Annotated in this window: 17 protein-coding genes; 9 read left to right on the forward strand and 8 right to left on the reverse strand. The window is 56.0% G+C overall.

The genetic code is table 11. The features are described from left to right. Nucleotides 1-185: 185 nt before the first annotated feature. The 4 genes from E8E68_RS07955 to E8E68_RS07970 form a co-directional block, all read right to left on the reverse strand. Nucleotides 186-1,631: an efflux transporter outer membrane subunit gene (locus E8E68_RS07955; RefSeq protein WP_280340527.1), complete on the reverse strand. Its 1,446-nt coding sequence runs from the start codon at nucleotides 1,629-1,631 to the stop codon at nucleotides 186-188. Beyond that, a complete protein-coding gene (locus tag E8E68_RS07960; protein ID WP_280340528.1) occupies nucleotides 1,628-4,765 on the reverse strand; it encodes an efflux RND transporter permease subunit in 3,138 nt (1,045 codons plus the stop codon). Before E8E68_RS07960 ends, E8E68_RS07955 begins: the two co-directional genes overlap by 4 nt. A gap of 13 nt (nucleotides 4,766-4,778) precedes the next feature. After that, nucleotides 4,779-5,924: an efflux RND transporter periplasmic adaptor subunit gene (locus tag E8E68_RS07965; protein ID WP_159266720.1), complete on the reverse strand. Its 1,146-nt coding sequence runs from the start codon at nucleotides 5,922-5,924 to the stop codon at nucleotides 4,779-4,781. A 250-nt stretch (nucleotides 5,925-6,174) separates the two neighbouring features. Continuing rightward, nucleotides 6,175-6,957 (reverse strand): glucose 1-dehydrogenase, encoded by a 783-nt coding sequence (locus E8E68_RS07970; protein ID WP_280340530.1) that lies wholly within the window; start codon nucleotides 6,955-6,957, stop codon nucleotides 6,175-6,177. A 371-nt stretch (nucleotides 6,958-7,328) separates the two neighbouring features. Here E8E68_RS07970 and E8E68_RS07975 point away from each other — a divergent pair, with 371 nt between their 5' ends. After that, nucleotides 7,329-7,781, forward strand: a complete 453-nt coding sequence (locus tag E8E68_RS07975) for a MarR family transcriptional regulator (RefSeq protein ID WP_044288738.1) — start codon at nucleotides 7,329-7,331, stop codon at nucleotides 7,779-7,781. A gap of 65 nt (nucleotides 7,782-7,846) precedes the next feature. Here E8E68_RS07975 and E8E68_RS07980 read toward each other — a convergent pair whose 3' ends face one another. Then, nucleotides 7,847-8,641, reverse strand: a complete 795-nt coding sequence (locus E8E68_RS07980; RefSeq protein ID WP_280340532.1) for an enoyl-CoA hydratase/isomerase family protein — start codon at nucleotides 8,639-8,641, stop codon at nucleotides 7,847-7,849. Between the two features lie 181 nt (nucleotides 8,642-8,822). On the opposite strand from E8E68_RS07980, the gene E8E68_RS07985 reads away from it, so the two are divergent. The 5 genes from E8E68_RS07985 (at nucleotide 8,823) to E8E68_RS08005 (ending at nucleotide 14,039) form a co-directional block, all read left to right on the forward strand. Beyond that, nucleotides 8,823-9,977 carry an LLM class flavin-dependent oxidoreductase gene (locus E8E68_RS07985; protein ID WP_159266415.1) on the forward strand — a complete coding sequence of 385 codons (1,155 nt, stop codon included), beginning with the start codon at nucleotides 8,823-8,825 and terminating at the stop codon, nucleotides 9,975-9,977. 42 nt (nucleotides 9,978-10,019) lie between these two features. After that, nucleotides 10,020-11,111 (forward strand): LLM class flavin-dependent oxidoreductase, encoded by a 1,092-nt coding sequence (locus tag E8E68_RS07990; RefSeq protein ID WP_179027742.1) that lies wholly within the window; start codon nucleotides 10,020-10,022, stop codon nucleotides 11,109-11,111. Between the two features lie 65 nt (nucleotides 11,112-11,176). Beyond that, nucleotides 11,177-11,674, forward strand: coding sequence for an NUDIX domain-containing protein (locus tag E8E68_RS07995; protein WP_280340534.1), 498 nt, complete (start codon nucleotides 11,177-11,179; stop codon nucleotides 11,672-11,674). Between the two features lie 16 nt (nucleotides 11,675-11,690). Then, a complete protein-coding gene (locus E8E68_RS08000; protein WP_159266418.1) occupies nucleotides 11,691-12,776 on the forward strand; it encodes a zinc-binding dehydrogenase in 1,086 nt (361 codons plus the stop codon). 48 nt (nucleotides 12,777-12,824) lie between these two features. Beyond that, nucleotides 12,825-14,039, forward strand: coding sequence for a cytochrome P450 (locus tag E8E68_RS08005; RefSeq protein ID WP_159266419.1), 1,215 nt, complete (start codon nucleotides 12,825-12,827; stop codon nucleotides 14,037-14,039). Between the two features lie 74 nt (nucleotides 14,040-14,113). On the opposite strand, the gene E8E68_RS08010 is transcribed toward E8E68_RS08005, so the two are convergent. Genes E8E68_RS08010 through E8E68_RS08020 form a run of 3 tightly spaced genes read right to left on the reverse strand, consistent with a single transcriptional unit; the run spans nucleotide 14,114 to nucleotide 16,216 of the window. Further along, entirely contained in the window at nucleotides 14,114-14,884 is a 771-nt protein-coding gene (locus E8E68_RS08010) for an enoyl-CoA hydratase-related protein (RefSeq protein WP_280340536.1), read from the reverse strand. Nucleotides 14,885-14,888: 4 nt separating this feature from the next. Continuing rightward, nucleotides 14,889-15,830 carry an enoyl-CoA hydratase-related protein gene (locus E8E68_RS08015; protein WP_280340538.1) on the reverse strand — a complete coding sequence of 314 codons (942 nt, stop codon included), beginning with the start codon at nucleotides 15,828-15,830 and terminating at the stop codon, nucleotides 14,889-14,891. Further along, nucleotides 15,746-16,216, reverse strand: a complete 471-nt coding sequence (locus E8E68_RS08020; protein WP_159266420.1) for a nuclear transport factor 2 family protein — start codon at nucleotides 16,214-16,216, stop codon at nucleotides 15,746-15,748. Before E8E68_RS08020 ends, E8E68_RS08015 begins: the two co-directional genes overlap by 85 nt. Nucleotides 16,217-16,428: 212 nt before the next feature. On the opposite strand from E8E68_RS08020, the gene E8E68_RS08025 reads away from it, so the two are divergent. From E8E68_RS08025 to E8E68_RS08035, 3 genes are all read left to right on the forward strand, one after another. After that, nucleotides 16,429-18,096, forward strand: coding sequence for a class I adenylate-forming enzyme family protein (locus E8E68_RS08025; protein ID WP_159266421.1), 1,668 nt, complete (start codon nucleotides 16,429-16,431; stop codon nucleotides 18,094-18,096). Between the two features lie 36 nt (nucleotides 18,097-18,132). Then, the gene (locus E8E68_RS08030) at nucleotides 18,133-18,804 is read left to right on the forward strand and encodes a carboxymuconolactone decarboxylase family protein (protein WP_179027746.1); all 672 of its coding nucleotides are present in this window, start codon (nucleotides 18,133-18,135) and stop codon (nucleotides 18,802-18,804) included. 68 nt (nucleotides 18,805-18,872) lie between these two features. After that, nucleotides 18,873-19,658 (forward strand): glucose 1-dehydrogenase, encoded by a 786-nt coding sequence (locus E8E68_RS08035; RefSeq protein ID WP_159266423.1) that lies wholly within the window; start codon nucleotides 18,873-18,875, stop codon nucleotides 19,656-19,658. The last annotated feature ends 3 nt before the right edge of the window (nucleotides 19,659-19,661 follow it).

Here is a 19,661-nt window from a genome sequence, read left to right on the forward strand (position 1 = left end):
TCCTATCCGCTTCACTCTGCCCCTGCGATGAGTTTCACCATCAACGCACTTCGCTGAGACGGTAATATTTTGAGTCTTTGCTTCCATCGCTCCCCTCGCATGCTTCTGTGCATACTCGGACGCAAAAAAAATGCCAGCCACTCCCTTGACTGGCGACTTGCACGTGGCAAGAAAAACGTACTCCGCTAGGCGGCCGGAGCTGAATAGGAAGCATCCTTAGCCAGCGACGAAGGTTCGCTCTGCCAGCCCCCGCCGAGCGCCTTGAACAGATTCACTTCGCTTTGTAGCTGATTCAGTCGATCCTCAATCAGTTGCTGCTGGGCACTGAAAAGCTCGCGCTGGGCGTCGAGCACAGCCAGGTAGTTGTCCACGCCTTCGCTGTAGCGTTGTTGAGCCAAGCTGAAATAGTGCTGATTGTTATCCACCAACATCGACTGCGAGTGCAGCTGTTTACCGTAAGTCGCTCGCGCCGCCAGGCCATCTGCGACCTCTCGGAAGGCGCTTTGAATGCTGCTCTCGTAGCGCGCAACATTGATGTCCTTCTGAATCTGCGCATAGTCCAGATTGGCACTCAAACGTCCTGCGTTGAAGATCGGAATATTAACTTGCGGGACAAATTGCCACACACCTGAACCGCCGTTGAATAACCCACCGATGTCGCTACTTGCAGTACCCGCAGCGGCACTGAGTGTTACGCTGGGGAAGAAAGCGGCCCGGGCAGCGCCGATGTTGGCATTCGCAGCCAACAGTCGGTGCTCGGCAGCGCTGATGTCCGGTCGCCGCAGCAGCAGACTAGAAGGCTGACCCGCCGGGAATTGCGCGATCATCTCCTCATCCAGGCTATCGCGTGGTGCGGTTGCATTCGGCAATTGAGTGCCGATCAGCACCTCCAGGGCGTTAGCCGCCTGCGCCACTTCCCTCAGGTAGCGCGCTTCGCGTGCCTGCGCTTCCCCGACCAAGCTCTTGGCCTGTCGAACGTCAATCTCAGAAGCGGTACCCGACCCAAACCGTTGATCGATCAACTCGAGATTGGCTGTGTAGTTACGTAGGGATGATCGAGCAAGCGATAGTTGAGAGTGTTTGCTTACCCAGGCCAGATAGGCGTTGGCCACATCGGCAACGAGCGTGATTTGAACGCCGTACCGTGCCTGCTCAGAAGCAAGGTATTCCTCCTGAGCGGCCTGGCTCAAGCTACGCAGGCGGCCGAAAATATCGACCTCGTAGGCAACATCCAGCGTCACATCGTACTCACTCTGGATGCCCGACTCCCCAGTGGTGGAGAGGTCTTTCGGCAAGCGCGTGCGACTGCTGGCGAATCCTCCTTCAACGCTCGGCGCAAGCGCTGAGCGTTGAATGCGGTGCAGCGCACGATAAGCATCGACGTTCAATACCGCCTGACGCAAATCGCGATTATGCTCGAGGGCTAAGCCGATGAGTTGGCGCAGCGCCGGGTCACGAAATACCTGCTGCCACTGAAGCGACTGTGCGGTGTTCGTGCTTGCTGACGCAGAATAAGCCTCGCCTTGTGGCCACGTATTCGCAATGGGCGAGTCCGGCTGTTGGTAGTCAGGTATCAGTGAGCACCCACCTAGGGCCATGACGAAGGTTAGAGGCAAGATAGTGAATTTCATGCTTGCTCTCCCTCAACCAATGCGGATTTCTTGCGACGCTCAAACAGCGACACGACAGCCACATAGAACAGGGGAACGAAGAACACAGCGAGCACCGTCGCGGTGATCATCCCACCTACCACACCCGTGGCAATCGAGTGCTGGCTACCGGAGCCTGCACCAGTTGCCAAAGCCATAGGCAAGACACCGAAGGTGAAAGCAAGCGATGTCATCACGATGGGACGCAGACGCAACCGTGCTGCTTCGACCGCAGCTTTCACCAGTGGCATGCCCTCACGCTCGTACAGCTCTTTGGCAAATTCAATGATCAGGATGGCGTTCTTCGCACTCAAGCCTACTGTCGTCATCAAACCAATCTGGAAGTACACGTCAGCGGTCAGATCACGCCACAAGGTAGCGAGTACCGCACCGAGAACCCCCAGCGGTACCACCAGCATCACGGCCGCCGGCACGGACCAGCTTTCATACAAAGCAGCCAGGCAGAGGAACACGATCAGTACGGTCAAGGCATAGAGCATGGGCGCCTGGCTGCCAGTCTTGATCTCCTCATAAGACAAGCCGTTGTAACTCAAGCCGACGCCGTCAGGCAGTTTCTGCATGATTTGCGCGATCGCAATCATCGCCTCGCCGGAGCTGTAACCTGGAGCTGGTTCACCCAGAATTTGTACGGCTGAGATACCACCGAAGCGCTCTAACTTGGGCGATCCATAGACCCACTCGCCTTTGGCAAAGGCGGAAAATGGCACCATCTGACCGACTTTGTTACGGACATACCACTTGTCAAAGTCCTCGGGCGAAATACGGGCGGTATCCACACCTTGCAGATAGACACGCTTCACGCGTCCGCGGTCGATGAAATCGTTGACGTACATCGAGCCCCAGGCTGCCGACATGGTGTCGTTGATATCTTGGATGCTGACTTGCAGCGCTCGTGCTTTTTCATCATCAATACTGACCTTGTACTGCGGCTCGTCATCCTTGCCGTTAGCACGGACAGAGCGTAGTACCGGATTTTCACCTGCCAGTTGCAGGAACTGATCGCGCGCCTCCATCAGCGCGGTATGGCCGCGGCCAGCATCGTCCTGAAGGTAGAGGTCGAAGCCCATTGCGTTGCCCATTTCGAAAATGGCAGGCGGCACAAAGGCAACCACTGTCGCATCTTTAATTGTGGCGAAATATTTGTTGGCACGTTCCGCCAGGCTGACAACGTCCTGCCCTTTACCTTTACGCTCCCCCCAGTCCTTGAGCATGACCAGGCCAAGCCCAGCATTCTGCCCACGGCCGGCGAAGTTGAAGCCGTTGACCGTGAGGGTAGAGTTGACCGTGTCACCCTCCTCCTCTTGCAGGTATGTCTGTACCTGCGTAAGTACGGCTTCAGTGCGTTCTGCTGAAGCATTAGCCGGCATCCGGACCTCAACCATCAGTACGCCTTGATCTTCGCCAGGCAAGAACGCGCTCGGAATGCGAGTAAACAGGAATCCAGTACCGACCGTGATGAGCAGGAAGATCACCAGGTATTTGCCACGGCTTCGTAGCATTGCGCCGACGCCGCGCTCGAAACGCTGCGTACCATTGTCGAAGCTACGGTTGAACCAGCCGAAGAAGCCCTTTTTCTCATGATGCTCGCCGGCGTGCGGAGCTTTAAGAATGGTGGCGCACAAGGCGGGCGTGAAGATCAGCGCTACCAGCACCGACAGCGCCATGCAGACCACCACCGTCACAGCAAATTGCTTGTAGATGATGCCGGCAGAGCCCCCAAAGAAAGCCATTGGCACAAAAACTGCGGACAGCACCATGCCAATACCGACCAGTGCGCCGGATATCTGCCCCATGGACTTGCGGGTAGCTTCTTTCGGAGACAACCCTTCGAGGTGCATCAGCCGTTCGACGTTCTCGACCACCACGATGGCATCATCCACAAGCAAGCCGATCGCCAGGACCATCGCATACATCACCAACACGTTGATGCCGATACCGAACATCGGCAACACCGCGAACGCAGCCAGCAACACCACAGGGATCGCCAAGGTGGGTACCAGCGTTGCGCGGAAACTTTGCAGGAACAGGTACATCACGATGAACACCAGGATCACCGCTTCGAAAATCGTGTGCAGGACTGACTCGATCGATGCGTCCACCACGGGTGTCGTGTCATAGGGGTAATTGACTTCGACGCCTTCAGGTAGGTTCTTCTCGAACTTCTCCACCACAGCCCTAACAGCCTCGGCGGTATGCAGCAAATTGCCTCCAGGTGCTAGGCGCAATGCCAGCCCTGACGATGCATGACCACCAAACTTAGTGCTGATCGAATATGTGTCAGCAGCCAGCTCCACCTTGGCCACATCTTTGACCCGAACCTGGGATCCGTCGTCATTGACCTTCAGCAGCACTTCATCAAATTCAGCCGGCGTGGTCATGCGCGTTTTGCCGATCACGGTGGCATTGAGCTGGACGCCACTGCGTGTTGGCAGGCCGCCCAGCTGGCCAGAAGAGACCTGTACGTTTTGCTCTTTGATCGCAGTGGCAACATCAGTTGGGGTCAACTGATAGCTGTTGAGCTTGGCAGGATCAAGCCAGATGCGCATTGAGTAGGGTGCGCCGAACAACAAAATGTCGCCGACACCATCCACACGGGAAATCGAATCTTGCAGGTCCGAGGCAATCAGGTTGCTCAGGTCGAAGCTCGACATATTGCCGCTCTTGTCCACTAAGCCGATAACCAAAAAGAAGTTCTGCTGATACTTCACCACGCGCAGACCTTGACGCTGCACCTCTTCAGGAAGTCTTGGAGTGGCCAGCTGCAACTTGTTCTGAACCTGGACCTGAGCAATGTCTGGATCGACACCCTGCTCGAAGGTCACGATGATTGTCATACTGCCGTCGGAATTACTTTCAGCCGACATGTAACGGAAGCCATCAAGACCGCTGAGTTGCTGCTCAATTACTTGGGCAACGGTATCTTGTACGGTTTGTGCCGAGGCACCGGGGTAAGACACTTGTATCGACACGGCCGGCGCGGCAATGTTCGGATACTGGCTGATCGGCATCTTGATCAGCGAAACGGCACCGGCGAGCATGACCGCTATCGCTATTACCCAAGCGAAAATGGGTCGATCGATGAAAAAACGGGACATGGACAATAGCTCCTCAGTCGGCTGCGACTGCAGGCTGATCGAAGTTTGCGACCAGGCTTACATTCGACGCGGCTTGTGGCTCTACGGCAATGCCGTTACGGACCGCCTGCACACCCTCGGTGATTACCTTATCTCCATCATTGATTCCGTTCCCAACCAGCCAGGCATTACCCACGGTTCTCAAGGTTTCGACAGCGCGACGCTCGACGCTGTTATCGGCTTTGACTACCCAGACCGATGGATTACCGCGAGCATCCCGAACGACAGCTTGCTGCGGAACCAGCATGGCTCGCTGTTGTACGCCTTCGGTCAACTGCGCCCGCACAAACATGCCCGGCAACAACCTGTGCTGTGGGTTCGGGAATTCTGCCCGCAAGGTTACCGAGCCTGTGGTCGGGTCTACACGAACCTCGGAAAACTTGAGAACGCCAGGAATCGGATAGGTACTTCCATCATCCAGCACCAAGCTGACCTTTGCCTGCTCTTCACCACTCCCTTGCAACCGGCCAGACTCAACTGCTTTCTGCAAGCCGAGCATTTTGGTGATCGGCTGGGTTACATCCACATAGATCGGATCCAGCTGGGTGATCGTGGTCAATTGCTGGGCTTGACCGTTGGTAACCAATGCACCTTCTGTGACGTCAGAGCGACCGATCCGTCCCGAGATAGGCGACATGACCTTGGTATACTGCACATTGATTCGGGCCATCTGATAATCGGCCTGCGCCTGCTGCCAGGCTGCCACCGCATCATCGTGCTCTTGCCGACTGACGGCATTCGCCTGCAATAGACGCTCATAACGCTTGGCGAGATTGCCAGTAGTTGCCAGCGTTGCCTCACTACGTGCCAACTGCGCGGCGTAGGTGCGTGGGTCGATCTGATAGAGCTGCTGCCCTTCGCGAACTTGAGCGCCTTCCGCAAATAGCCGTTTTTGCAAAATGCCTGATACTTGAGGGCGTACCTCTGCTACACGATAAGCCACCGTGCGGCCCGGCAGGTCACTGGTCAGTGCCAAGGGTTGGGCATGCACGGTAAAGACCCCGACCTTGGGTGCAGGCGCAGCGACTACCGCCTCCTCCTGATTGCAACCGCTCAGGGCGGCGACTATTGCCATTGGCACGAACACCTGGGCAATAGTTCTAGATCTCTTTAAACGCATTTTGTATTTCTCCACATATATGGCCCATTCAGTGTTTGCACTAAGAGCCATACTCATATCAATGTACTGAGCGCAGGAGTATGCCAAGAAGCCTCACAGAGAGGCTTACTTGGTATTCATAACTATCCGGCGCTAAAGGCTGCGCAACTTACAACCACAGGAATGCAATCTACGCAGCCCGTAGTTCTTCACACCTTTAAATCGACAAACGATTAATGTGCGAACGTGATTTCAGATTTTTTGCCAGGGATCAACGATCAATGTGCGGTGAAACGCCGCCCATTACAGACATACCGCCGTCGATCGTTTGAGAGGTGCCGGTGGTGAACCACGATTCGTCACTGGCCAAGTACAGGACCAGATAAGCCACATCGATGGGTCGCCCCATGCGACGCAACGGCTGGGCGGCAATGACTTCATCCATGGCCTGTTGGTCTGGGAATGCATCATCGACCATGTCGGTGTGAATCACCCCTGGGTTGACCGAGTTGACCCGAATATTATCACCGGCCAGTTCGATCGCTGCTGCCCGCGACATCGCATCCACAGCTCCCTTGCTGGCGGTGTACGCCGTGAAGCGGCCGCAGGCATTAACCACCGCTAACGAGGCAACGTTGATGATTGAACCACCACCTGCCGCGCGCATGTGCGGAATAACAGTCTGCATGCCTACGAATTGGCTCCAGGCATTGACATTCATGGTTTTTTGCCAGTGCTCGAATGTCACCTTGTCATAGGTAGCAGGCGCCAAAATCCCTGCGTTGTTAACCAAAATAGTGATCGGACCGAACGCAGCAACCGTCTGTTCCACCACGTCCTGCCAGTCCGATTGCGACGATACATCATGCCAGAGGGCCATCGCACTGCCCGGGTATTGCTCGTTAATTTCCGCCACCACCCGTGTGACACGGTCCAGATTAATATCTGTAGCAACCACTTTCGCTCCTTCAGCAGCGAGCAGGCGAGCTTCAGCTTCGCCTTGCCCACCCCCTGCACCCGTTACGATGGCGACTTTCCCGTTAACTCTGCCCATGCTGCCTCCCGGCGATTTGCTCTGGATTAATGGAAACGACCGTGCCTGCGGAATCCCTTCAGGCCTAGCTTGCATGAACATTGAATAGAATAATCATTGACGCGTCAACTATTTCAATGTGCCATCATCGGATTTGCCCTTGCAGCGACAGGTGGAGCCCATCCGTGCGGTAAGCGCACTCAGTGGCGCAGCCGTGACTCCCACGACAGGAAATGTGAGCCCCCTTCACCGTTAAATTGCAGCCTGGTTGACTCACATCGCTTTTCTGTTGTGCGCGCCCATGCTTTACTCCCCGCGGCAACGCACGGACGGATGAGTGCATCCGTAGGCACTGGCCGCTTCGAACTGCGCAATAAACTTGGAACACCCCAATGATTGACTCGACAATTAACTCGACTGGCGACTGGAAGGTGGATCTCACGTGGACCATTCTCCCGGCTGGGAGGGCCTGGCAACGGGTAGTCGGTAATGCGTTTGCTGCCCATGGGATTTCGCTATCGCTGGCTGCGCCGGTACTGGTGCTGGCATACAAAGGCGATGGCCTGAGGCAGAAAGCCATAGCCGAAGCAGCAGGCATCGATCCTGCAGCGGTTGTCCGCTCACTTAATGAACTTGAACAGAGTGGTCTGCTCGAGAGGAAAAGTGATCCAAGTGATCGCCGCGCCAATACCCTGCACTTGACCAAAGCCGGACGGGACCTGGCTAACAAGCTTGATCAGATTCTTACAGATTTGCGCGAACAGCTTTTTTCAGCGATCAGTGCAGAAGAAGGCAATGCGGTTGCCAAGGTGCTTCACCTGATCGAGCGGGCAGGAGAGTCCTGATTGGTAGGCGATGCATGAATCTCAACTGCGATTGCCCCCTGCCGGGGGCTGAGATGGCGCAGTGTCTACGACTTTCGGCGAGCGGCAAACCGTTCGATGTTGTCGTGGAATTGTGCGGTGGCCATACAATTCAGGATTGCCCTCAATTCGTCCCCCAACTGCTGCCCCATTGGGGTCTGCGCTGATTGCCAGAACAGACGCTTGGTGGCCGCTATCGCTTCTGAGCTGAACTGGGAAAGCCGCTGGACATGAGCGTGCATGACGGCATCGAGTTGATCGTCATCAACTACCTGTGTCGCCAGCCCACACTGCAGGGCTTCTGGGCCCGTAATCTCATCCTGTAACAGGAACAGCTGCAACGCTTGAGGTGCGCCAAGCGATTGCACTATGCCAACCGACGCGCCGGCATCGGGTGATACACCGAGTGTTGCATAGGCGGGTCGGAACCTACTGGTTTTAGTGCAGATGCAGATATCCCCCATACCAGCGAGCGACATTCCAGCCCCCGCAGCTATGCCATGAATGCGCATGATCACCAGCTGAGGCATGCGCCTTAGAGTCAGCAAAAAATCATTCAAGTGGGTGAGAAGCTCAGAGATAGCCGGGGCCAGATTGGCGGCGTTGGCGATAAACAATCCGATGTCACCACCCGCACAAAACACTTTCCCTGCTCCTTGGAGCACCAATACATGCACATCCGTGCATGACTCGACCTCTCGTGCCTGCCGCGCCAAGCAGCGAGCCATGGAGATATCCAGCGCATTGAATGTCTCTGGACGATTGAGGGTGATGGTTGCCACGCGTCCTTCTATCACGAGGGAAGCCCCTTCTCCCTGACCGCTAACCGTATCACGCATCATTTTCAACTCCTGTGTTGATCGACTCCCGGTCAATCCTACACCGTCCGCAATCACGATCAACACCGCAGTTGACAAGGTTGACCGACGACCGCAATGATTACCGTGCTAATCAACTTCTGCGTTGACAGCGCACAAAACCTGACACATTCTCTTAGTGACGACAAGAAAAAGAGGCCGGAAGATGAAATTCAATCTCATGCAGACTGGAGTAATTGGCAGACGCTACGAAATTGAAGCGGGAATGGCCGGTCAACGGCCTGAGCTGTACCAGCGATTCCTCGAAGAGGTTCGTGGTTACGTGAGCCTTGCCGATGGACTGGGGTATGCGGGGTACTGCCAGCCGGAACACCACCTCCAGATCGAAGGCTTCGAAATCAATAACCATCCTGGCATGTTCAGCCTGTATGTGGGGATGCATTCCAAGCGCATGAAGGCTGGCATCATGGGCTACACACTGCCCACTCATAACCCGGTGCGCATCGCGGAAGAGATCGCCACGCTCGACCACATGCTGCAAGGTCGCTTGTTCGTTGGTTTTACCCGTGGCTATCACGCCCGCTGGGTTGATTCCTACGCAGCAATCCGCGGGGTTTCAGCGACTACCGTTGACATGGTCAAGTCCAAAGACGCCATGGACGAGCTAAATCGGGAAATCTTCGAAGAGTCGCTTCAAGTCATCAAAAAGGCCTGGACTAACGATGTGTTCAGCCACAAAGGCAAGCACTGGCAGTTCCCACCAAATGGCGGTTCAGCCGGGCACCCCGCGTATGCTGAGTTTGGCAAAGGGATGGATGCGGATGGCATAGTCCGTCAGATCGGCATTGCCCCCCTTTGCTACCAAAAGCCCCATCCACGCATTTATGGTGGCTTCGCCGGCAGCATGAAAACCGTCGATTTCTGGGCGCGAGAAGGCGGCAAGCCCATTGTCCTATCCGGCGATCTCGATTTCTGTGAGGCCTTGTGGAAACGCTATGCCGAAAGCGCCAAGGCGGCAGGCAACGAAGTTCCACGTGAAGAAGTTGCGGCCTGGGGTGGTTTCCTGATGCTCACCAATGACAAGGGTAAGGCGAAGGAACTGATGGCTGAACATCAATGGTTCTGGGACAAGTGGTTTATCCCGTTTGGTCAGCGCATGCCCAATGTCCTCATCGGCTCAGCCGATGAAATTGCCGACCGCATTGGTGAGGCGCATGACCGGTTGGGCTTCAACGAACTGTTCCTCATGTTCGGTCAAGGTCACCTCAACCCTGATCAGAACAACGAGGAACTGGAGAAATTCGCAAGTCTGGTTGCGCCGCGCTTCTCCAGCAAGGATGCGACTGGCATATACGTTTGATCACTGGGTTTTGAACAAGAATAAAAACGTAGGAGAAGCACAATGAAATGCGGCATTTTCCACACCCCATACACCCTTCCCCATCGTACGGCTCGCCAAGTCTTCGATTGGTCGCTGCTCATGGCAACTGTTACAGATCAAGCCGGCTACGCCGATTTCATGATTGGCGAGCATTCGACGCTGGCTTGGGAAAATGTGCCCTGCCCGGAAATCATCATCGGCGCGGCTGCCAATTTGACAAAGCAGATCCGTTTTGCGCCCATGGCGCACCTGCTGCCTTATCACAACCCCGCCACCCTTGCTATTCAAGTGGGTTGGTTGTCGCAGGTGCTTGAAGGCCGTTACTTCCTGGGCGTCGCCCCAGGTGGCCATCATACTGATGCAATTCTACATGGCTTCCCCAACATCAGTGTGTTGCAGGAACAGATGTTCGAAGCGTTGGACCTGATTGAAAAGGTTTGGAAGCGCGAACCATTCCAGGAAACCGGCAAGTATTTCCAGGCCGGGTATCCAGGCCCGGACGACATGCCCGGCTACGACGTGATTCTCGCCGACAACAGCCCGTACGGTGGACGCGACAGCATGGAAATTGCCGTCACCGGTCTCACCAAGAACTCCTCCTCACTCAAGTGGGCCGGTGAACGCAACTACAGCCCTATCTCTTTTTTTGGCGGCTTTGAAGTCATGCGTTCGCACTGGGATACCTGGGCGACCGCAGCGCAAGCGAATGGATTCGAGACGGCTCGCTCACGCTTTCGGGTGACCAGGGACATCTTCGTCGCCGACAGCGACGCCGAGGCCAAGAGGCGCGCGATTGCCAGTGGCCTCGGAGAAAGCTGGAAACACTACCTGTTCCCCATCTACAAGAAGTTCAACCTCTTCGAAGGCATCATCAAAGACTCCGGCCAGGACATCGACCCCAGCCAAGTTGACCTTGACTTCCTAGCCGAGCATGTCTGGCTCTGCGGTTCTCCGGAAACCGTAGCACGCAAGATCGAACGCATGATTGAGCACTGCGGTGGCTTGGGACAAATTGTCGTGAACTCACACGACAATATTGATAATCCTGAGCCGTACATTGAGTCGCTGCAGCGCTTGGCCAAGGAAGTGATCCCCCTGGTCAACCAAAGCTGACAGACAGCTCATGCATCCTTGGGATGGAGCCGTCTGCGGCTTCATCTCGGGGTGAGGAGGTCAAAATGTCATTCGATGTTATTGAAGAAGAACAACCCTGCCGCTTGGCAGACCACCAAGTGGTGGCAGCCCTTCTCTCGCATCAGGGCCGGATCGGATTGTTTCGCCGCAGCCGCCAAGTCACTGGCGATATTGGACTGTGGCATTGCATCACCGGCTATCTGTCCGACGCTTACTCACCATTGACTCAGGCCGTCACGGAGGTTGAGGAAGAGGTTGGGATTAGTAGCGACAGCTTAATTCTGGGGGCGACTGCGCAGATCGACCTAGTGGGCGGCGATGGATTGGTCTGGAGAGTCCATGCCTTTCATTTTCTCAGCATGGTCGACACCATCACCCTCAATTGGGAGAACGATGCCGGCTGCTGGGTTCCCTTCGACGAGATCGGTAGTTACCGCACGGTGTCGTGGTTGCACAACGTAATGCGCGCATTGCAACCTCTTAAACACCCCCTTGCCACCAACGCGCCCACCAGCAACTCCCCGATCAAAAACATACACTAGCAGTAGGAAGCTTGCCATGAGATACGGAAAAGCAGCTGTTTTGGTGAAAACGGCCACAATTGAAACCTGGGAAGTACCCGTCATGCCGCCAGAACCTGGCGGCATTCTTGTTCAGGTCGTGGTGGGCGGCGTTTGCGGAAGTGATGAGCACATCGCATCAGGGGCGGCAGGCCAGATGCCTTTTCCGGTAGTCCTAGGCCATGAGGGCGTGGGCAGAATCGATACGTTAGGCAGCGGAGTCACTACAGATTACGCGGGAGTGCCGATCAACGTCGGTGATTTGGTGTATTGGTCGCCCATAGCCCTGTGTCACCGCTGCCATTCGTGCACCGTTCTTGACGAGACGCCTTGCGACAACTCGTCATTCTTTGAAGATGCATCGAAGCCTAATTGGGGCAGCTACGCTGACTATGCTTGGCTGCCCAATGGCATGGCCTTTTATCGCCTTCCTGAAGGGGCCGATGTCGATGCCATCGCAGCATTAGGTTGTGCCCTGCCTACAGTCTTGCGCGGATTCGAACAATGCGGACCGGTCAGTTACACCGATTCGGTAGTGATTCAGGGCGCGGGCCCAGTAGGCATGGCGGCAGTCATGGTCGCTCAACTCTGTGGGGCGCGTCAGATCATCGTTCTTGACCATTCGCCTCAACGACTCGCGGTGGCTCGCAGCTTCGGTGCAACAGCGACTCTAGCACTGGGCGAGCTCAGCAGCGAGGAGCGCTTAGGTCAGGTGAGCGAGTTGTGTGGCCCACAAGGTGCGAGCGTAGTTGTAGAAGCAGCCGGCGCCCTTGCTGCATTCCCAGAAGGTGTGAACCTGACCGGCAAACATGGCCGCTACATCATTCTGGGGTTATGGGGTGCTATCGGTAATGCGGCTATCGCACCACGTGATATCACCATCCGCAATATGCGTGTTGCCGGTGCCACCTTCCCCAAACCCAAACACTATTACCAAGCCATGCACCTCGCAGCCCGCATGCAGGAGCGCTTGCCCCTGGCTGCTCTCATCGGTCAACGATATGCCATCAAAGACGCAGCCCAAGCCTTGGCCTCCATCAAGGGTGGCCAGACCCTGAAAGCAGTCATTGACCCCTCGCTGTAAACACGTACCTGAATGTAGCCGCACAATGATAATAACAAGGAGGCATCCATGAGCCAGCAACCGCAAAGTACGACCGGTACACGCCCCGGACACGTTCCGCTCAACCGTATCGTAAATTTCGACATGTACAACCCCCCCGGACTGGAGGATGGGCTGCAGGTAGCTTGGAGCCGCCTACATCAGCCGGGTGTGCCCGATCTTGTGTGGACCGACCACAACGGCGGGCACTGGATAGCCACACGAGGAAAATTGATTCGCGACATGTTCATGGATCATCAGCGGTTCTCCAGCGAATGCCCCTTCATTCCCAAGGAGGCCGGCGAACAGTACGAATTCATACCTACGTCCATGGATCCACCACAGCATCGCCCCTACCGCGCCCTGATCAGTAAAGCGGTTGGCCCAGCGGTGGTAAAAGGATTGGAAGAGAGGATCCGTGAACTCTCGATCGAACTGATCGAAGCCATAAAGGACCAAGGCGCGTGCAACTTCACTCATGATTACGCCGAACCGTTTCCGGTACGTGTGTTCCTGATGATGGTCGATTTGCCTGAGCGTGATGCCCCCTATCTGAAGCACCTGGCTGATCAGATTACCCGTCCAGATGGCTCCTTGAGCATGCGCGAAGCCAGCGAGGGGTTGTTTGACTATCTGCGGCCAATCATTGATGCACGTCGCGGAAAACCAGGTACCGACGCACTCTCCACAGTCATCAACGGCAGTATTGATGGGCGTCCTCTGGATCGGGAAGAAGCTGCTCGGATTGGTGGGCTTTTGCTGTTGGCCGGATTGGACACCGTGGTGAACTTCTTGAGCTTTGTCATGCAGTTTCTGGCGGGAAGCCCTGCTCATCGTGCCGAACTGCAAGCACACCCTGACCGAGTCCCCGCCGCCACCGAAGAGCTGTTACGTAGATTTTCCTTAGTAGCCGACGGACGTATGGTAAAAACCGACACTGAGGTTGACGGGGTGTTGCTCAAAGCCGGTGATATGGTTCTGCTGCCGCAACTGTTGAGTGGCTTAGACGAACGGGAAAATGCCTGCCCTATGTCGGTAAATTTCCAGCGGGAAAACGTAACCCATACTACTTTCGGCCATGGTGCCCACCACTGTGCTGGCGCCCACTTGGCACGCTTGGAAGTAGTGATCACGCTGCAGGAATGGTTAAAACGCATCCCTGACTTTCAGGTAGCGCCTGGAGCAATTATCAAACACCACGGGGGAGTTGTTGGTTCTGTGGAGTCGCTGCCGTTGGTCTGGTAGTGCAGTCATGACTGCCCTGTAATACAAAAGCCCCAGCGACTGGGGCTTTTGCTTAATGCAAGCAAGCTAGATCGTCAGCGAGCACTCCACTGCGGCTTGCGCTTCTCGCCAAAGGCCCGACGCCCTTCCATTCGATCTTCGCTGAAGGCGTAAGCCTCGATCAATTCAAATCGGGTACTCAAAGCTGCTTCCAGTGGATCTGCCAAACAGCGCAGTACCGCCTCTTTAGCCGCCTGATTCGCCAGTGGCGACGCGCCGGCGATGCGACTTGCCCAGGTCATCGCCGACTCCAGTAGCGTATCCATTTCGACGACTTCGTTAACTAGGCCGTAATCGAATGCTTTTGCTGCAGTCAGCCGGTCCCCAGTCAGGATCATGCCCATTGCGATCCGGTAGGGCAGTTGTCGAATCGCCCGGTGCATGATGCCCGCCTCGCCGATAATGCCCGCTTTAGTTTCAGGCATGCCAAACTGTGCAGTGTCTGCAGCGACAATAACGTCGGCGCACATGGCCAGCTCAAAGCCGCCGCCAAGCACATAGCCCTGGACTGCTGCAACCAAAGGTTTCTTGAGCTTGAGCAGAGGCCCCCCTACACCGGTCAGTCCACCGCCCAATGCCAACCGCCCGGTGTTCTCAGCCTCAGCAGCGATGTCTCCACCGGCGCAAAATGCCTTCTCCCCTTCGGCCGAGAGCACTGCAACCCAGATTTCCGGGTTGTTGTTGATATCGGTCCACGCGTCCAGCAACATCCGATCCATTTCTGCACTGATGGCATTTAGTGATTTCGGCCGGTTAAGGCGCACATGGGCGATATGCCCTTCAACTGTGTATTCCACGTCAGCCATGGTCTTACTCCTTTTCTTTTTGTTGGTTGGGAACAAGCGGAGTGGTGCGAGGCACTCGATACTTACGCAAGGCTTCCTTCATGCCGACCTCGGTAATCCAATGCTTCAGATCGATCACCGGCTGTGACAGATGCAACAAGGCGTCCATCTGCGCCACCTCACCCGCCGCCGCCCGCAAACCGTTGCCCTCGCATGCGCGGTTGATGGCAAGCTTTTTAATTCGAAGCACTGGAGGGGGGATCAAAGCAATGCGCTCGGCCAGGCTGCTGACTGCGTCAATCAGCTGGTCCGCTGGCACGCTGTGGTTGGCCCACCCCCACTCGACAGCAGTTGGACCATCGATGCTATTACCGGGCACGAAGGCGAGCTCCTTCGCTCGTTTTGGGCCAACCAGCGGTGCCCATAACGGAGCGATGTATCCGCCCCCGATTGGTAGTCCTGGCTCGCCGATGCGGGCGTCATCGGCAACAATGGTAATGTCGGCATAGACGCACATTTGCGTTGCCCCCGCGATGCAATAGCCATGTACCGCAGCGATTACGGGCTTGGGATGATCCCAGATCGCCAGGTAGCGGTTGACATTGCGCTGCAGACGCTCGCGATCAGCAATAGGATCACTGATAGCAGTCAGCTTACCGACCTGATCCAGGTCGTAGCCCGCAGAGAATCCTGCACCTTCACCGCGGATGGCCAAAACCGGCCCGCCCTGGTCTTTCAAGCGCTCCAGCGCATCGGAGAACTCATCAAGTAACTCGTTGGACAGTGCGTTGGCCTTGTCCGGCCTATTCAGCACGATCCAGGTTAAGGGCCCCGCATGCTCGATGCGCAGGGTGCGGTAAGCTGGGATCGATGGCCGGTCCATCATGCACGACCGATCGGCAGGGTCGATTTGACGTGAAAATCCTGAACGCCCGTAGTGCGCAGCTCCCGTCGCTTGAACCGCCATTGGCCGTCCACCTTTACGACCACGTCATGGTATTGACCGAACAGGTAGCCATCCGGACGCTCGCGGGTATAGCGGTGCCACGCATAAAGCACCGAGCACAGCTTGGCCTCGGTCGGACTTACGAAGTCGATGACGGTATTTGAAACGTGATGACTGGTTGCCACGAAGTAAGTCCCTACACCCTCCAGGGTCTTGCAGTAGGCCTCTTTGCCTTCAGCACCAAAGTCCGGCCCATAGATCACTGTGCAGTCCTCCACGAAGAGGTCAGCCAACTGCTGGGTATGGTTCATGTCCAGATGAAAAGCGTATTCGTACAGCAACCGACGGATAGCCTCGGAGTCAATAAGCTTCTGAATTTGTTCTTGTTTTTCAGCTTGAAGGTCCATTTGCAATCACCTTTTTTGTCAACGTGAGTGTTGATAGTAGGCAGTAATCAACAGACGTGTCAACGCGATCACTCAGACAAAAACTCCCGAATGCGAGCAGATCAACATCAATGTTGACCGCCTGTTTGAGCAGTGGCATTGTTAAGGACAAGATCAATAAAAACAGAACGGCAATCACCACGCGGACTTGCCGATTCGGAGCAGGAGGTTGCATGACAAGTCGTTTTGATTGGTGTGAAGTCACGACCCTTGGCGATTTGCTGGTACGCGGAGCCCAGCAGCATCCCGATCGGGTGGCGGTTGCTTTCACCGATTCCTGCCATACCTATGCCGAGCTGTATCAGGGTGCTGTGACCATCGCACGAGGATTGCATGCCTTGGGCATACAACCTGGCGAGCACGTTGGGCTGATGGCTGCCAACAGCCCGGAGTTCATTGAAGCGCTGTTTGCCATCGCTTTTTTGGGCTGCGTGACGGTACCGCTCAATGCCCGACACAAAGCAACTGAACTCGCCTACATCACCACCAACGCAAACCTGGTTGCAATTTTAACGACCGCCAATGCTGAGGAATATGTCGATTTCACCTCGGTATTTCGCACAGCCTTGCCTGAATTGTCCCAACAAACGGACCCAACATGCCTCGCATTGACCCAGGCTCCGCTGCTACGCAACACGGTTTTACTCCGTGGGGATGACCGTAGTGGATTCCTAGGACGCCCAGCATTCGACGTACTCGCTGGACAGGTCTCCGCCGAGGACATCGAACAGCTTCGGCGCCGCGTTCGCGTGCGCGACATTGCAATCATCATGTACACCTCGGGCACCACCGCCCACCCGAAGGGTTGCATGTTGTCTCACGAAGCGATGACACGCGGCCCGGTCGACCGAGCCAGCACGCGCCTGGCGGTGGCAGAACACGATGTGAGTTGGGGGGCAGGGCCTCTGTTCCATATTGGCTCACTCGCCCCCTTTGTCGGCAGCATCGGCGCAGGCGGAACATACCTGACCGACCATTACTTCGAAGCTGGGCGTGCGCTGAAGCTGCTTGCCGAACACCATGCCACGGTGATCTGGCCTTGGTTCCCCGCGATTGTCCAGGCCTTGATCGACCACCCTGATTTCGATTCAGCAAATTTGAAGAGCATCGAACGCGTAGTACTGATTGGCCCCAAACCCATGGTTGAACGCGTTCAGCGGCTATTCCCGCAAGCAGAGGTTGCTCAAGCTTGCGGCATGACTGAAACCGCTGGCATTTTTGCCCTCAGCAATGTCGACGAGTCACCGCTCAGCAAAGCAACCACTCAAGGTCGGGCGGTGCCGGGTATCGAGGTCAAGATTGCCAGCTTGGATACCGGAGGTGTCGCCGCTCCGGGCGAGGTCGGTGAGATCTTGGTGCGCGGTTACTGCGTCATGGAAGGCTACTACAACGACGAAGCAAAAACCCGGGAAGCTATGGACAGGGAGGGCTGGCTTCACACCGGCGACTTGTATAGCGCCACGGTCGACGGCTCCCTGGTCTTCAGCGGACGCCTGAAGGACATGCTGAAAGTTGGCGGCGAAAATGTCGCGGCCATCGAAATCGAGGCGTTTCTCTGCGAGCACCCAGCGGTCAAACTTGCTGAGGTCGTTGGCTCGCCTGATGACCGTCTGGACGAAGTCCCGATTGCCTTTGTCGAGCTACGTGCTGGGCACGAATTGCAAGCGGCGGAGCTGATCGCTTTCTGTAACGGTCGCATCGCAAGCTTCAAAATTCCCCGTGCAGTGTATTTCATGACGTCGGAGCAGTGGCCCATGTCGGCAACCAAAGTGGATAAGCGTGCGCTACGTGCACTGATCGCAGACGCACACTCCCCACAGTTGCTCGCCCAATCTTCTTGAAATCTACGCAACTACGTTGCAGACAGGACACCTCACATGTTGCCAGTCGACGATATTCTCTCGTTTCAAGAAATTGAACTGCAGGTTAACCAGCTGCTCGACGGCAGTGCTGAAGGGGAACCACTCTCGGCATTGGAATGCGCGCTGATCAATCTGGCGGTGCACGCTTCCCCGGCAACTTTGGACCTTGGCGCAACGGAGCACTATGCGAGCCAAGCTCTGGAAGCAGGGGCAACGGCAGAGCAGGTCCATGAAGTGCTGCTTTTGGTATCTGGCCTAGGCGTCCATACCCTGCTGGTTGGAAGCCCCAGAATCGGGCAAATGCTCAAAGACGCCCAACACTCCAGTATGACCTGCCCACTGGACGATGAACGCCAGGGACTACTGGCTAAGTATGTGGGTGATGATCCGTATTGGAAGTCGATGGAGAAAGAGTTTCCAGGTTTTCTCGATAGTCTGTTGCGGCTATCACCGATAGGTTTTGAAGCCTTTTTCAATTACTGCGCGGTACCGTGGAAAACCGGCGCTCTACGTGCGCTCACCAAGGAGCTGATCTCCCTGGCCGTGGACGCCACGCCTTCACACCGATTCCTGCCTGGCTTACGACTACATGTGCGTAATGCCCTAAAGCTTGGCGCCACACGTACTGTGATACTGCAGGCTTTGGATCTGGCTGGCCGCTCAACGTTTCACCGCGGGGTTCGCTAACCTGACTCCCGCTCGGTTTCGCTACTGAACTTGAAAACAATAAATCCAAACAGCAAGGGAAGACAGCAATGAGCAGACTCGCAGGAAAAGTTGCCTTGGTTACCGGTGCCGGCAAAGGACAAGGTGCAGCCGAGGCACGACTGATGGCCCAGTACGGGGCCAAAGTCATCGCCACAGACATCGACTTCGAAAGTGTCAGCGCAGTGGTGGCCGACATCAACCGAGAATACCCCGGAGCTGCGCTGGCGTTGAAACATGATGTCGCCTCCAAAGCCAGTTGGCTGGCAGTCGTGGAGGCAGCAGTTGATGCCTATGGGCCCATCAACGTCTTGGTCAACAACGCAGGAATTCTTGCACCCGCCACATACGACATCCTTACCTACGAACAGTGGTCGCGCATCATGGACGTGAATGCCTGGAGCCAGTTCGTCGGCATGCAGACTGTGATCCCTCACATGAAAAACGCCGGGATCGGCTCCATTGTCAACATTGCTTCTTTGGCTACGGTGAACGCCTGCGGGCGCTTCACTGCCTACACCGCCAGCAAGGGTGCAGTTGATGCACTTTCCAGAGCCGCAGCCATCGAATTGGCGCCTTTTAACATCCGGGTCAACTCGATCAACCCGGGCGTCATCCATACTGCAATGGTGGATGAGGCGTTTCCAAACCAGGCCGCGATGGATGCAGTCGCGGCCGCCCAACCACTGAAGCGCTTGGGCAAGCCGATTGACGTGGCTTACCTGGTGGTCTATCTGGCCAGCGACGAAGCGTACTTCACCACCGGAACAGCTCAGAACATCGATGGCGGACTGTCCGTGATGGGCGGTGTTTCGCCGCAATTGGAACGGAGTTGACGC

The organism is Pseudomonas sp. BN607 (genome assembly GCF_029871175.1).
Taxonomy (GTDB): domain Bacteria; phylum Pseudomonadota; class Gammaproteobacteria; order Pseudomonadales; family Pseudomonadaceae; genus Aquipseudomonas.

What these genes read in the sequence shown, in the direction of transcription:
- E8E68_RS07980 (WP_280340532.1), bottom strand. Translation starts at nt 8,641, where the DNA reads ATGATGCGTGATACGGTTAGCGGTCAGGGAGAAGGGGCTTCCCTCGTG.
- E8E68_RS08015 (WP_280340538.1), bottom strand. Translation starts at nt 15,830, where the DNA reads ATGGCGGTTCAAGCGACGGGAGCTGCGCACTACGGGCGTTCAGGATTT.
- E8E68_RS08025 (WP_159266421.1), top strand. Translation starts at nt 16,429, where the DNA reads ATGACAAGTCGTTTTGATTGGTGTGAAGTCACGACCCTTGGCGATTTG.
- E8E68_RS07955 (WP_280340527.1), bottom strand. Translation starts at nt 1,631, where the DNA reads ATGAAATTCACTATCTTGCCTCTAACCTTCGTCATGGCCCTAGGTGGG.
- E8E68_RS07995 (WP_280340534.1), top strand. Translation starts at nt 11,177, where the DNA reads ATGTCATTCGATGTTATTGAAGAAGAACAACCCTGCCGCTTGGCAGAC.
- E8E68_RS08010 (WP_280340536.1), bottom strand. Translation starts at nt 14,884, where the DNA reads ATGGCTGACGTGGAATACACAGTTGAAGGGCATATCGCCCATGTGCGC.
- E8E68_RS07965 (WP_159266720.1), bottom strand. Translation starts at nt 5,924, where the DNA reads ATGCGTTTAAAGAGATCTAGAACTATTGCCCAGGTGTTCGTGCCAATG.
- E8E68_RS08035 (WP_159266423.1), top strand. Translation starts at nt 18,873, where the DNA reads ATGAGCAGACTCGCAGGAAAAGTTGCCTTGGTTACCGGTGCCGGCAAA.
- E8E68_RS08030 (WP_179027746.1), top strand. Translation starts at nt 18,133, where the DNA reads ATGTTGCCAGTCGACGATATTCTCTCGTTTCAAGAAATTGAACTGCAG.
- E8E68_RS08005 (WP_159266419.1), top strand. Translation starts at nt 12,825, where the DNA reads ATGAGCCAGCAACCGCAAAGTACGACCGGTACACGCCCCGGACACGTT.
- E8E68_RS07975 (WP_044288738.1), top strand. Translation starts at nt 7,329, where the DNA reads ATGATTGACTCGACAATTAACTCGACTGGCGACTGGAAGGTGGATCTC.
- E8E68_RS08000 (WP_159266418.1), top strand. Translation starts at nt 11,691, where the DNA reads ATGAGATACGGAAAAGCAGCTGTTTTGGTGAAAACGGCCACAATTGAA.
- E8E68_RS07985 (WP_159266415.1), top strand. Translation starts at nt 8,823, where the DNA reads ATGAAATTCAATCTCATGCAGACTGGAGTAATTGGCAGACGCTACGAA.
- E8E68_RS07960 (WP_280340528.1), bottom strand. Translation starts at nt 4,765, where the DNA reads ATGTCCCGTTTTTTCATCGATCGACCCATTTTCGCTTGGGTAATAGCG.
- E8E68_RS07970 (WP_280340530.1), bottom strand. Translation starts at nt 6,957, where the DNA reads ATGGGCAGAGTTAACGGGAAAGTCGCCATCGTAACGGGTGCAGGGGGT.
- E8E68_RS08020 (WP_159266420.1), bottom strand. Translation starts at nt 16,216, where the DNA reads ATGGACCTTCAAGCTGAAAAACAAGAACAAATTCAGAAGCTTATTGAC.
- E8E68_RS07990 (WP_179027742.1), top strand. Translation starts at nt 10,020, where the DNA reads ATGAAATGCGGCATTTTCCACACCCCATACACCCTTCCCCATCGTACG.